At 44.9% G+C, this 11,157-nt stretch carries 9 protein-coding genes and 1 tRNA gene; 4 read left to right on the top strand and 6 right to left on the bottom strand.

The window, feature by feature from the left end:
- Together F1E73_RS15545 and F1E73_RS15540 are read right to left on the bottom strand one after the other, a co-directional pair.
- On the bottom strand, nt 1-5,776 hold a 5,776-nt coding region (locus tag F1E73_RS15545; RefSeq protein ID WP_150452450.1), incomplete at its 3' end, for an FG-GAP-like repeat-containing protein.
- A gap of 43 nt (nt 5,777-5,819) precedes the next feature.
- Nucleotides 5,820-6,137 carry a T9SS type A sorting domain-containing protein gene (locus tag F1E73_RS15540; protein WP_176328533.1) on the bottom strand — a complete coding sequence of 106 codons (318 nt, stop codon included), beginning with the start codon at nt 6,135-6,137 and terminating at the stop codon, nt 5,820-5,822.
- Between the two features lie 263 nt (nt 6,138-6,400).
- On the opposite strand from F1E73_RS15540, the gene F1E73_RS15535 reads away from it, so the two are divergent.
- The gene (locus F1E73_RS15535) at nt 6,401-6,661 is read left to right on the top strand and encodes a transposase (protein ID WP_317132993.1); all 261 of its coding nucleotides are present in this window, start codon (nt 6,401-6,403) and stop codon (nt 6,659-6,661) included.
- A 388-nt stretch (nt 6,662-7,049) separates the two neighbouring features.
- On the opposite strand, the gene F1E73_RS15525 is transcribed toward F1E73_RS15535, so the two are convergent.
- Nucleotides 7,050-7,130, bottom strand: a tRNA-Leu gene (locus F1E73_RS15525).
- 3 nt (nt 7,131-7,133) lie between these two features.
- The gene (locus tag F1E73_RS15520; protein WP_150452449.1) at nt 7,134-7,382 is read right to left on the bottom strand and encodes a GIY-YIG nuclease family protein; all 249 of its coding nucleotides are present in this window, start codon (nt 7,380-7,382) and stop codon (nt 7,134-7,136) included.
- Between the two features lie 352 nt (nt 7,383-7,734).
- Between F1E73_RS15520 and F1E73_RS15515 the strand changes: the two genes are divergently transcribed.
- The 3 genes from F1E73_RS15515 to pth all read left to right on the top strand — a co-directional run bounded on the left by F1E73_RS15515 (nt 7,735) and on the right by pth (nt 10,054).
- Nucleotides 7,735-8,676 carry a ribose-phosphate pyrophosphokinase gene (locus tag F1E73_RS15515; protein ID WP_086477744.1) on the top strand — a complete coding sequence of 314 codons (942 nt, stop codon included), beginning with the start codon at nt 7,735-7,737 and terminating at the stop codon, nt 8,674-8,676.
- A gap of 45 nt (nt 8,677-8,721) precedes the next feature.
- Nucleotides 8,722-9,348 carry a 50S ribosomal protein L25/general stress protein Ctc gene (locus tag F1E73_RS15510; protein ID WP_086477743.1) on the top strand — a complete coding sequence of 209 codons (627 nt, stop codon included), beginning with the start codon at nt 8,722-8,724 and terminating at the stop codon, nt 9,346-9,348.
- A gap of 76 nt (nt 9,349-9,424) precedes the next feature.
- Nucleotides 9,425-10,054: an aminoacyl-tRNA hydrolase gene (pth, locus tag F1E73_RS15505; RefSeq protein ID WP_150452448.1), complete on the top strand. Its 630-nt coding sequence runs from the start codon at nt 9,425-9,427 to the stop codon at nt 10,052-10,054.
- Nucleotides 10,055-10,062: 8 nt separating this feature from the next.
- Here pth and F1E73_RS15500 read toward each other — a convergent pair whose 3' ends face one another.
- Both F1E73_RS15500 and F1E73_RS15495 read right to left on the bottom strand, forming a co-directional pair.
- Entirely contained in the window at nt 10,063-10,746 is a 684-nt protein-coding gene (locus F1E73_RS15500) for a hypothetical protein (RefSeq protein ID WP_150452447.1), read from the bottom strand.
- A 4-nt stretch (nt 10,747-10,750) separates the two neighbouring features.
- Nucleotides 10,751-11,157, bottom strand: a 407-nt coding sequence (locus tag F1E73_RS15495) for a T9SS type A sorting domain-containing protein (RefSeq protein ID WP_150452446.1), incomplete at its 5' end; no start/stop codon positions are given.

Genomic DNA, 11,157 nt, shown 5'->3' with positions numbered 1-11,157 from the left:
CTCCGGTAACTCCCCCGATCACACCAGCAGTAAGCCCAGATCCCAGACCTTCACCAAAATTGGCACCGTTCATCCAGGACGTGCCCGTACTTCCAACAAAACCGCCAGCAAAGCCCCCTGCGGAACCTGAGGCGGCACCGCCCCAAAAGCCCATGGACGCCGACATCCCGCTGCTGAAAAACCCGCCCCCGGCCACGACACTGCCCACCCCGGCACCCACCATCCCGGCCACGGCTCCTATGAGTCCGCCCCCGACAATGGTACCGAAGTTCGCCCCGGGCTTCACCGCTTGGGCCACTGCACCGATGACCGCTCCTGCAATCACCGCAAACCAAAAGAACTCCCCATTTGCATCGGTGTACATCAAGGGATTGTTCAGCACGTAAGAATACCGATTGTAGCTCAACGTACTATAGGGGTCCTGCACAAAATTATCGGGCATCAAAAAACGGTGCAGCATGGAATCGTAGAGCCGCCCGTTCATGTGAATAAGGTTTACTTCCTGCAGGTGCTCGTGCCCCGTATAGCCACGGTCCAAGACGGCGAATTTCGTCAGTGCCGCATTGTTCCCGTCCGTCAACTTAACGATATTGCCCCAGGCATCAAAATGCCGCTTCTCCTTAAAAGTACCATTTTTGTCCGTTATCCCCAAGATGCTGCCCAAATAATCCCTGTGCAGGTACAGGTATTGGGCCGTGGTGGTACTTCCCTGATCCGAATGGTAGATTACCGGCGAGGAATAGGCATCCCCGCCCACATAGGTGACGAAAGTAGTCCTGCCCGTGGCCTTTTCCCATTTTATCTCCATACTGCCGTCCTGGGAATAGTGCTTCCTAAAGGGACGGTCCTCCTTGGTGGCCTGGGTACCGCCGTAGTACATGGTGGCACGGCCCATGCCCGCATTGTACTGGAAACCGATCCGGTCCTTTCCGTTCTCATGGATCTCCACAGGGCTCTTAAAGGCATTGTAGGTGATGTTCTGGGTAGTAAAATTGTTGTAATAGCTCTCTCCGGTAGGGTTCAGGGTCAATCCCGTATTCTGGTAATTAGTGCTGTTATAGGTAAAGGTTCCTAAGTTGGAGAGTGTATTGATCCGTCCTTTATTATCGTAATCTTGGTTCTTGGCCCCGTTATTGTCGTTAAAGCTGAGCAACCGGTCCTGGGAATCATAGGTGAAATTTTCCGTCCAGGCAAATAGGCTGTTGGTGCGACTGTTGAGGATGCCCCGCTGCACATTAAAGTTAAAGCTGAGCTTAATCAGCTCTACTGGAGAGGTGGTTACGTTCTTTTGGGAAAGGGCCTGTGTAAGATATCCATAGGTATCATACGTATTGGTATGCCTTAGGGCCACTCCCATGGTAGAGGTGGTCACCTGCCCCCTAGCATTGAGGCCGGTAATGTTCCAAAGTTCCTCGTTGGTAGCAAAGTCGTTCACGTTCTTTAACTGCCCGTTGGCATAGGTATTCTTTACCTTGATCTTGCTGAACTTGTTATTGCTCAACAACCGTCCCTCACTTTCCTCGGTCGCCACTTTCCCAAAGGCATCATAGGTAAACCATTTGGTGAATTTGGCATGGGAGTTGGTCTCAATGGTACTGGTTACCCGCTTATAACTGTCATAGGCAATAGTGGTAGTCCCCGTATTGCCGTCGGCATTGGTGGCCAGGGCAATACTCGTAGGCAACTTGCTGGTAGCATCATAGGAATAGTTGATGATCATATTGGTGTTGGCATCGCCCGTCACCTTTTTTTGGGTTAGCTTGCCAACGGTACTATAGGTGTAATCGGTAACCCCTTTTGGGGTGGTCTCCTTGGTGAGCTCTCCAAAACCATTGTATGCATAGGTATAAGTCCCGGCGGAAGGATCTATCAATTTTGTCCTTCTTCCCCAGCCATCCTGTTCTATGGTTTGGGCGATACCGGAATAGGTGCTGGACTTCATGGCCCCGTTGCCAAAATAGGTGTATGCGATGGTGCCGCCCGGATCTGTAACCTGGGTTACGTTCCCCAGGGCGTTCTTGGTAGTGGCAACGGTCTTGGTACCGTCATTCACCGTAACCGTTAGCCCGGAATAGCTGATATTCGTAACCTTACCCGTATAGGAGATCAACGTTTTGGGCCTGCCGTACAGGTCGTACTCGGTAGTGTTCCATTGACTTGCCGCCGTACCTATATAGGGCTCGCTCTCCTTCCACACCCGATCGAACTTATCGTACTGGTAGCTTTTGTTCACCCATTGCCCTAAGACGTCCTTTTTACTTTCCTTGACCAACCTTTGGAGCGGGTCATATACGGCAATGGTGCTGCCGCCGTCATCGGCTGTAACGGTCACGGTATAGGTGTTGGAGGTTTCCACATAGGTGGTATTGACGTTCTTTCCCAGATAGTCAGTAACCTTGGTGAGCCGGTTCCAAGTATCGTATAAATATTGGGTAACGAGACCGAAGGGGTTCGTCTCCTTCTTCAAGGTGCCGGTGGTGGTATTGTATTCATAAGAGGTGGCCAGATTTTCCACATCATAGCTTTTTACCAAATACCTACCGGAAGTGTCATAATCGTACTTTAGCTGTCGTGCCGTTTCCCCGTTCGGCGTAATGGTCTTTGTCTTTATATTGCCAAAGACATCATACGTATAGGTCTCCGAATCAAAAGGGGTGCCGTCCCCCTTGTAATTTTTGGTAGTTACCAAGTAGCCCGTATAGGTATAATTTTCCTCTGTGGAGAAGGCGTTGTCACCTATGGTTGTGGTGTTCTTTTTGGTAAGGGGCCGCCCGATATAGTAGGTGGTGCCCGTACTGTTGCCATAGGTAAGGTCCGTTACACTACTGCCCTGCCCGGAATAATCTACGGTAATCTTGGTGGGGTTGTTATAGGCATCATAGAGGTAGCTGGTAGTAATGGCGGTCCCGTCCAGGCCGTTCTGTACCAGGTTGGAGGTATTGCTGATCTTGAATACCTTGTTGGCGGCCAGGGAAGAGGCGTTCACATAGGTAGTCTTTGCGATATAATCCGGGGGTATGGAATTAAGAGTAAAATAATTGGCCATGGAATAACTGCTGGATACTGCTCCGCGTTTGGCGATATCGTGCTTGGTAATGTTCCAGATACGGTCCGAATCCTGGGTGCTCCAATCGCTGCGGGCAAGCCCTATAAAACCCATGAACCCGAGACCGTCTACATGGGCTACGGCCCCTTGGTAGGCGAAATGTTGCTTGATGGTAGTGGTTCCGCTCACCGAACGTTGAAGAGTGGCTACCAACTTGGTTCCCCTGGCCACATCAATATCCACAAAAGGATATACCTGATCCGATCGGGTCTCATAAAAAGCATACGTATCGCTCGCCTGAATATGGGGATCAAGGTCGCGATAGGTTATGTTATGGGTAGTTCCTTTGTTGGATATCGAACGGAGAAGCATATCTTCCCTATTGTCCTTCCCAAAGGTAAAATTGCACAAGGTGTTATTACTGATCGTTACAAAATCAAGATTATTGTTCGATCGGTCGGCCGGAGATAGGAAAACAGGGATGGGCAGGTGATTCAAGGTCCCGGTCTTTGTGGCCGATTTAATAAAGCTGAATGCCGGGGTAACTTCGCTCACCGTAGAAAAGGTATTATAGTACATCCCAACCGTTTGGGATCCGTTGGCACCACCGTTATGGGTGGTGGTTTTGTATTCCAGGATATCGGTACGCCCATCGCCATTGATATCGGTTGGAATAAGGTCGTACGAATTGATCGGACTTGTTGCTATACTATATTGTTTATACGTAAAGGGATAAACTTGTATCTTAAGGGAAAATTGGACCCCAGTAGAAAGAAAGAGGGCAAACGTAGCGCTATTATTGGCCGTCGGCATCATAAAATCGGTCTTTCCGTCCCCATTGTAATCTCCCAGATATAAGGGATAGTCCGTTCTAATACGAGAGTCCGTAGTGGACCATAACCGCACCAAGCCGTTGGCCGAATTCAGTGTATAGACATCTATCTTTCCTGATGTAACGTGTAATATATCCGTTTTTCCATCACCGTTGAAATCTGCGGTAAGCAAACGATGGTCCGATTGAAGGGCCGTCTCCAGGGTACCCGCCCGATTGGTAAATCCGGTAGATATCCTACGATCTAGATTTATAAAATAAACCTTAGAATCGGGTACGTTGGTGGTTTCACATCTACAACAGTCACCACAGGATTCGCCTGGCCTTGGAAGTATAGGGTAGCATGTTTCGTAAGAGTAGGGATTGGCTATTCCTATGATATCGGTAAGCCCGTCACCATTGAAATCCCCTGATATATAGTTCAATGGTACCCTTTCCGGGTTGCGACTGGTTGTACAATCGTATTTTGGGGTATAACTGGGAGCGTTCCAAGTTTTTTCATAATACTGGGCGGCAGGTGCATAAGTGCTCTGTCCGTTTACCTTGAACCGTACCTCATTGGTACCAGTATGGGTTACCAATCCGAAACCTTGGGCCTTGTCTAATTTATTGGCCCCATCAAGATAGGCTATTGGAAACATAGTCTCAAAAATAGGGGTACTTACCTGGCTGCCAATATTGGTGTTCCCCGATTGGATTTCCTGGAAGATCCAAAATTTGGTACGTTCGCTCCTATTTTTGGGATAAACGATAAAATCCATTTTCCCATCCCCGGTATAATCCAAAGGAACCATATGCGCATTTCGCTGTTCAATATTGCTTACTGTTAAACTGGTAGTTATTGTTGAGGCACCCAGACTTGCTGGGGAATCGCTATAATTAAAGCTGATCGGATTAAAACTAAGGGAATTGTCCCCGCTCTTTTCAGTGATACTGGTCAGCCGTTCAAATCCGAGGGTATTGAAATTATGCGCCAGCAAGTAGTTGCGATAGCCTATGGCCCCTGTCTTCACATTGATCGTGGAAAGGATGGTCTTCCTTCGAAAATCCTGACCCCCGATAAAGGACTGTTCGGGACGTTTACGGGACTTATAGGCAAAGGCTATCTCGTTCGGAGCGGTACCTCCCGTTCTATGTCCGTATTTTATGGAAGCGATGCTCAAGGAATTGTTCGCCGCGGTATAGGTATAATTAACCATAATGCCCTGCGGGTCCTGCCAACTGGTAATGGCATAATCTGTTCTAGATCGACTATCGGTACTATTGCCATATTTGGCCACGGAACCATCGGGATAGGTGACCGTAAAGGAAAGAGGCCCGTATGACGACCCATAAGTTGAGACCCCATTTGAAACTATTTTCACATTGGAGAAGTTCTCGGTCTCATAGATCGCCCCGCTGGCCCCATAGGTACCCGACTTCAATACCAATCGCTGCCCGTCCAATGCAAAACGGTCCGCACTGTCAAAATCGACCGGATCGATGTTATTGTCGTGGAATTTGGTGGAGGGGATCCGTGTGATCACTGAAATGCCCGAAACGTTCCAGCCATAGCCGGCCATACCATTACCGCCCTGACTGTTATACGAAAGTGCGATTGTAGGCACTATCCCGTTGATTCCCGGCGGCACCTTGATGGGGACGGAATAGGTGGCTCCTCCAGTAAGGGAAACGGAAAGGTCCCCAGTAGTTTCCGAGATTTCGGAACCTCCGGCTCCCGAGCCCATTGGTTCTATGCTCGCATCCATATCCAATTCCATTGAAGGGGGCGATTTATCTTCGGTGCGTTCGATAACCGTAATAGGGGTCGCTTCCAAGGGGATTACCGTATAGTCGGTCTGGGCGTATACCCCGAAAGAACCAATGGAGAATACGAAGAAGATCAAAAATGTTTTCATACTTGTTGGTTGGGTTAGTATTAAAGCGACAATATCCTTCTACTCAGCTTTTGACTATTCTAATGGTTTGACGCTCCCCATTTTCGAACAGGACTTTCAACAGGTATAGGCCGGGTGGACTATCATTAAAATAAACGGGTTGTTCCCCCCGTACCGTATTTATTGGTATTGTATTCATCAATCTACCATCTACCGTAAATACCTGTATTTCTTTGGGCTTTAACCGTTCATTGGGAAACCATTCAACAAATAAAATTTCGGTTACAGGGTTGGGATAAGCGGTCATTTCAAAATCCAAAATATCAGTCAATCCCAATTCATCAATTGAATCCACAAATAGGGAATCTAAATTTTGAGGCATAACGGCCTTTAAGCACGTTAGACATACCCGGTCCCTTAGGATTTGGTTCCCCGCCGTGTCATATGTGAATTTAAGCTTTTGTTGTGCAAACACATTAAGTGTTACTGCTATACATACTAACGTAAGTAGAAATGTTTTCATACGAAGAGTTTACCTACCAAACATATGTGAAAATTTGATTGATTATTTAGTTTTTCTTATTAATTAAGTTAAAAGTGTGTTAAATTTAAAATAGCGATTCCTTTTTAGACTCTTAGATATTTTTGCTTAAAAACAAAATCCCACAACTTTTTGACTTGATCCAACTAGCCCACTGGTACAAAGATGTAGAGGAGTCAGGATTTAAGTGCTTCCAAACGGTAGCTAATAGCAATACTTTAAATTACCGCTCTGTACTTAACTATTTTTTAAACAGAAGTACAAATGCTTCAGCAGAATGCTTTAATGCCAAAGTAAAGGCTTTTAGATCACAATTTAGGGGAGTCAGGAATACGGAATACTTCTTATATCGCTTGATTAAATAAATCCCTTTAAAAGCTTCCAAACAGTAGCTAACAGTATCAGTGTTAATTACAGATCCATCCTAAACTATTTTATAAATAAAAGTACGAATGCCTCGGCAAAATCATTCAATGCAAACCTGCCTGCCGCAGGCAGGAATAAAAGCGTTCAGGGCACAGTTCAGAGGGGTGAAAAATGTAGAATTCTTCCTTTATAGATTAACCACAATTTTTGCATAAACACAACAATTGGTCATGATCCCTTTTATAGATACAAAGTCCCCTCATGGGGAATATTATATTTGCCATATTTCAAGTTGATGCTCTATTAAAAGTAAAGGTTCTAATTTGTTGTACCTATGTTGTACCTGGGAATAAAAAAAGGCCTTAACATTTCCGTTAAAGCCTTTCGTACTCGAGGTGGGAATCGAACCCACACTCCAAAGGAACTGGATTTTGAATCCAGCGCGTCTACCAGTTCCGCCACTCGAGCATACTAATTATTTTTATCCCTAAGGGATCTCAGTTGTTCTTTTCCAACGCCTGATTTCCAGTATTTTTCTCTTTTCCTTCCTTCTAATCTATTTTCACAGCATTCTGTGAAAATCAATTTGAATGGAATATAAGGTTTGGTCGTTTTTTCTCTTCCGCCATTATGTCTTCTAATCCGTGCCTCTAATTCCGTTGTCATTCCAACATAGATATAATTAGAGGTTAAACTGGAAATAGCATAAACCCAAACCATTTAATTCATTATTTCAATCCTAGCGCGCCTGCCTAACGGCAGTCAGGCCTGCCTGTCGGCAGACAGGTCTACCAGTTCCGCCACTCGAGCAAACTAATTATTTTTATCTCTAAGGGATCTCAGTTGTTCTTTGTAAAACTCTTGAACCTCCTAATTCGCAATCTGCTTTTAATGTATTCCTTGCTATGCTGCAGGGCATAAATTTTGATAGCGACTGCAAAAGTAGAAAATATTTTGTTTAATCCCACAAAAAAATATCAAGAATTATACTTTAGCAACCCAAATAAATTTCTAAATTTGCACCTGCTTAGAAAGACGAACCTCCAATAATCTAAAAAACAAGACGTTATAAATGTCATATCAAGTACCGGAACCTAAAATTTTCACCTGTACACAAAGTGCAAAACTGTCCGAGAAAATAGCTGAATCTTTTGGAACAGAGCTGGGGAATGTAATTTTTTCCAGATACAGTGATGGTGAGTTTCAGCCTTCTTTTGAGGAGTCTATAAGAGGTAGAAGGGTTTTTATTATCGGTTCAACCAATCCAAGCTCCGAGAATCTAATGGAACTATTGCTTATGTTGGATGCGGCCAAACGCGCGTCTGCTCGACATATCACTGCAGTAATTCCCTATTTTGGGTGGGCAAGACAAGATCGGAAGGATAAACCGAGAGTGCCTATAGCCGCTAAGTTGATTGCCAATATGTTGGAAGCTGCTGGGGCCACACGTATTATTACGATGGACCTGCATGCCGATCAGATTCAAGGGTTTTTTGAAAAGCCGGTAGACCATTTGTTTGCGTCCACCTTGTTTTTGCCCTATCTGGAGAGCTTAAATCTTCCAAATCTTACGATAGCCTCCCCGGATATGGGTGGTTCTAAAAGAGCCTATGCCTATTCTAGAGCGCTAGATTGCGATGTGGTAATCTGTTACAAGCAAAGAGGTGGAGCCAATGTTATTTCACATATGGAGCTGATTGGGGATGTAAAAGGTAAGAATGTGGTATTGGCCGATGATATGGTAGATACTGCTGGGACCCTGACCACTGCGGCAGATCTAATGATGGAACGAGGAGCAGCAAGTGTAAGGGCTATTACAACCCATGCATTGCTTTCTGGGAAGGCCTATGAAAGAATAGAAAATTCGCAATTGTCCGAGCTGATTGTTACAGACTCCATACCTTTGCGAAAAGAAAGTAAAAAAATAAGGGTGATTAGTTGTGCAGAATTGTTTGCAGATGTTATGCATAGGGTACATCATAACACCTCCATAAGCTCTAAATTCTTGATGTAGGAGCTTAGTGGGAAAAGGAAATTAATTAATATTTAATTATATACAATGAAGTCAATTACAATTAAAGGATCAGAAAGAGAAAGCGTGGGCAAAAAAGCGACAAAGGCCTTACGTAATGCTGGAAAGGTACCTTGCGTTATTTACGGAGGGGAAAAACCATTACACTTTACAGCAGATGAACTGTCGTTCAAAGATTTAGTGTACACTCCAAACGCGCATACTGTTGTGATTGATTTGGGAGAAGCAGGTAAATATGATGCCATTAAGCAAGACATCCAATTTCACCCTGTAACGGACAATATTCTACATATTGATTTCTACCAATTGTTCCCGGACAAAGAAGTTTCTATGGATATTCCTGTGAAATTAGTAGGAAACTCTCCTGGTGTTCGTAATGGTGGTAGATTACTATTTAGAAAGAGAAAACTTAGTATTAAGGCACTTCCTGGTGATTTGCCCGATTTCTTTGAGGTGGATATCTCTAAATTGAAGATTGGTCACCATATTTCAGTGGAGTCACTTAAGAAGGACGAATTTACAATCCTACACCCAGACGCTACTACCATAGTGCAGGTTAAAGCGGCACGTAACGTTATTATCGAAGATGATGAGGACGAAGAGTTAGAAGCAGAAGCTACCGAAGGAGGAGCTGCTGAGGCTGCTAACGAATAGATCTTATTCAATTTATTATCAAAGCATCTGCGAAAGCAGATGCTTTTGTATTTTTATAAACTCCAAAAACAGGTCTATGTTCCACTATTTAAGGGCGCTTTTTAAGGTGAACGGACTACTACTGGACGAAACAGACGGAATGAAAAAATTTTTAATAGTTGGTCTTGGTAATATCGGTGACGAATATGTTGAAACTCGACATAATGTTGGGTTTAAAATATTGGATGTCTTGGCCAAAAAGGAGGGATTCTCCTTTGAAACCCAAAAGTTGGGGGATGTTGGGGTGTTTAAGGTGAAAGGGAGAAGTATACTCTGCCTAAAGCCCTCTACCTATATGAACCGCAGTGGAAAGGCCCTTCGGTATTGGATGGAGAAAGAAAAAATCCCCTTAGAAAATGTGCTGGTAATTACAGACGACATCCACTTGGATTTTGGAACCTTAAGGTTGAAGAAAAAAGGTAGCGATGGTGGGCATAATGGGTTGAAGGATATCCAGTTGCATTTAAATACTACGAAATACAATAGATTGCGATTTGGCGTTGGGGCCGACTTTGGCGAAGGGGGGCAAATAAATTACGTACTAGGGGAATGGAGTCAAGATGAACGGGACAGGCTGAAAGAGCGGTTCGAGAGAACTACCGAGTTGGTTCGGTCTTTTGTGCTGTCCGGCATGGAAAGAACCATGAACCATTTTAACAATACCTAAGCAGTTATTTAGCGGACCTTGAAAGAGGCAATGGCGTTCGTAGCCTTGTTGCCTTCCAGATCAAAGCTTACAATACGCCAGTAATAACTGGTGTTGCTGGTTACACTTACGTTTAATTCCGACTGACTGGAGGTGAGGGATGCCAAAAGGGTGGTTGGTGGATTGTCCGTGGAAAAATACACCTCGTAACCAGCCAGGTCATTGTCTACATCTGCACCTTCCCAGATTAACACCACTTCATTATTGATGTCCTTGGCCACCGTACTCCCCATTCTGGGTGCCTTTACTTCCGCAGGGAAGGGGGCGTAAGTAGTTTGGAATCCGGCATTATAAAAAAGCCAAGTTTCACTTTTTCCGGTCTCTTGAACGGCCTTGTTCCTGCTGATGACAGACCACGAGTAGGGGCTCCCTTTTTCTAAAGTCAGCTTTGCTGTTGGGGCAGTAGACATAATTGTTTGCGTGGTATTGGTATTGAGGTTGGTAGCTCTAAGCTCATAGGTTTCTGTGTGATTGGAAGCTACCCAGTTAAACGTTACTACCGAGGTGTTGGTCCCGATTACGGTTTCTCCTGTGGTGCATTCAGAGTTTTTAAGGGGGAAGGTTAATTGTGCGGCAGCAGGGGCCTGGGGTGCGTCTTTACCCCCGCATGCCATTAGAATCATAAAAACTAGAAGTAAGAAGGGGAGTCTCATGAGCCTATTTTTTAATTACATGTATTGTGGTGTTTGTAACACTGCCTTTTAGTCTTAGGAGGTAGCTTCCAGAAGGGAGTCCCGAAAAATCTAAATTTAAGCTGTGACCCGTGGGTCGGTACGTTTTCTCTTTAATAAATTTTCCTGCTAAGGTATAGGTGGCAACGCTAAGCTCTTCCACTGTCTGGTCTAGGCGAATAGATACAATTTCGTCAAATGGGTTGGGATACGCCTGCGGCTTGTCTAGCAATAAGAATTGTTTCTCAAAAACTCCTTGACAAGCCATCTTGCTTTGCACTTTTAAGTGATTGATGCCTTTGGAGAGGTTTAGCACCAAAGCAGGGGAGGTGGTGGTTGTGAGCGCCCCGTTAAGTTCAATATGGTATTCCTCTGCTCCTTCCATGGTGATTA

Origin of the sequence: Arenibacter lacus (assembly GCF_008711145.1) — a bacterium.
Lineage (GTDB): Bacteria > Bacteroidota > Bacteroidia > Flavobacteriales > Flavobacteriaceae > Arenibacter > Arenibacter amylolyticus.
The sequence above is the reverse complement of the archived record's forward strand: the minus strand, read 5'-3'. Positions and strand labels throughout refer to the sequence as shown.

Bases quoted from the DNA above. Each gene is read 5' to 3' on its own strand.
- F1E73_RS15500 (WP_150452447.1), bottom strand. From the start codon at position 10,746: ATGAGACTCCCCTTCTTACTTCTAGTTTTTATGATTCTAATGGCATGC.
- F1E73_RS15540 (WP_176328533.1), bottom strand. From the start codon at position 6,137: ATGCCTCAAAATTTAGATTCCCTATTTGTGGATTCAATTGATGAATTG.
- F1E73_RS15510 (WP_086477743.1), top strand. From the start codon at position 8,722: ATGAAGTCAATTACAATTAAAGGATCAGAAAGAGAAAGCGTGGGCAAA.
- F1E73_RS15515 (WP_086477744.1), top strand. From the start codon at position 7,735: ATGTCATATCAAGTACCGGAACCTAAAATTTTCACCTGTACACAAAGT.
- pth (WP_150452448.1), top strand. From the start codon at position 9,425: ATGTTCCACTATTTAAGGGCGCTTTTTAAGGTGAACGGACTACTACTG.
- F1E73_RS15520 (WP_150452449.1), bottom strand. From the start codon at position 7,382: ATGGTTTGGGTTTATGCTATTTCCAGTTTAACCTCTAATTATATCTAT.